The organism is Oleiphilus sp. HI0079 (assembly GCF_001635105.1).
In genome coordinates this window covers 1-1,570 of record NZ_LWFT01000826.1, presented here as the reverse complement: position 1 = coordinate 1,570, position 1,570 = coordinate 1, and the positions used below count along the sequence as shown (strand labels likewise).

At 48.5% G+C, this 1,570-nt stretch carries 3 protein-coding genes; 1 reads left to right on the top strand and 2 read right to left on the bottom strand.

Annotation, left to right across the window (positions count from 1 at the left end):
- A partial coding sequence (locus A3750_RS15390) for a DUF599 domain-containing protein (RefSeq protein WP_082873309.1) occupies positions 1-691 on the bottom strand: 691 nt, incomplete at its 3' end.
- Between the two features lie 166 nt (positions 692-857).
- Here A3750_RS15390 and A3750_RS15385 point away from each other — a divergent pair.
- Positions 858-1,268 carry a nuclear transport factor 2 family protein gene (locus A3750_RS15385; protein WP_068458044.1) on the top strand — a complete coding sequence of 137 codons (411 nt, stop codon included), beginning with the start codon at positions 858-860 and terminating at the stop codon, positions 1,266-1,268.
- On the opposite strand, the gene A3750_RS15380 is transcribed toward A3750_RS15385, so the two are convergent.
- Positions 1,265-1,570, bottom strand: a 306-nt coding sequence (locus A3750_RS15380) for a cation diffusion facilitator family transporter (RefSeq protein ID WP_304440197.1), incomplete at its 5' end; no start/stop codon positions are given. The genes A3750_RS15385 and A3750_RS15380 overlap by 4 nt on opposite strands.

The window sequence follows — 1,570 nt, the reverse complement described above, 5'->3', positions numbered from 1 at the left end:
TTAAGGTGCGCAAGGTCGACGATTTAAACTCACGTTGATACAGCACAAAGACGATGCTGGTTGCCGCCACCATAAAGAGAATCGGATTGATAAACCACGCTAATATGGAGATTGAGAAGTAATAGGTTCTTAGTCCCATATTGAAGTTATGTGCCGCCATCGACCCCATCTTCGCAAGCCGCTCTGCAAGCACCCGATGCTCTTTTGGTTTTTCTTCGCGCGAACACACCGGCGCTCCGCCAATCATCACTGTCACAAAGCCATACTGCCGCAAGCTCCAAGTGAATTTGAAGAAGGCGTATACGAAAACCACAATCAACAGTAGAAATTTCAGTTCCCATTCGGCACGTGTCGCTGGCATCACAAAGGGCAGATCTTCAAGCAGGCCTATCGCTTTGTCTGTTGAACCAAGGATTGTCAGTAAGCCCGCTAAAATCAGCATCGTCGTGGATGCAAAGAATGAAACGCTGCGCTCAAGATTGGCGATCGCGGTGTTATCTGCAACGCGAATCTCGCGCTCCAGCATCTCATTCATCCAGTCTAGGCGGGCCAGATACAAGAGACTCGCGAGGCAGGGCGTATCATGAACACGGCGTCGGGTATATGCGCTATACCCTTTGAAGCAAAGTAAAAACCAGCATACAGCGATAACATCCATCCATATGGAGGCAATAAATTCGGGTAAAGGCATAGCTTGCTTCGGCACCTGATGAAGTTTTAGTGTGTGTTCTTTTATACAGCATAGAACAGTCTAATTCAGCCATAGATCTGGAATAGCGATAAATGGCTTTGCTATAGTGCTTTATCTTTACAGTATAAAGACTGTTTTGACTTTAATGATCGATTCGGAGAAGAGCATGACTCAGGTTGAGAAGCACCCCGCGAGTGCGGTTGAGCACTGGCATAAGTTGTTAGCAAGCAGAGATCCTTCGGGCTTAAACACCTTGCTGGCGGATGATGTTGTGTTCTATTCCCCGGTGGTGCACACCCCTCAAAACGGCAAGCCCATTACGAGCATGTATCTATCGGCCGCGTTTGTGGTGTTCTTTAATGAGAGCTTTAAGTACGTGCGCGAAACCATCGCTGACGATCATGCCATTTTGGAGTTTCAAACAGTGGTCAATGGCATTGAGGTGAATGGTGTCGACATGATCAGTTGGAACGAGCAAGGCCAGATTACCGAGTTTAAAGTGATGGTCCGGCCGTTAAAGGCGATCCAAACCATTCATGAGATGATGAAGAGCATGCTTGAGAAAATGCGCGGCTAAGGCAGCTCATTCACGGCTTCTGTGTGTGGGTCTAAGTGGACCAATACATCGACATCATGAAACGCGTCTTCAATCTCCGCTTCTATTTGCTCTCCGATCTGGTGCGCTTTGCTCAGCGGTGTTGAGCCTTGCATGACCAGATGCATTTGAACGAACTTGGTCCGCCCTGATTGGCGTGTGCGCAAGTCGTGTACTTCGAGAATTTCCGCCGGGGCGTTGGCAATCGCCAGTATCTGCGTTTGCTCTTCTTCAGGAAGCTCTCTGTCTAGCAGATGGTGCATCGCCTCATCGCCAATATCCCA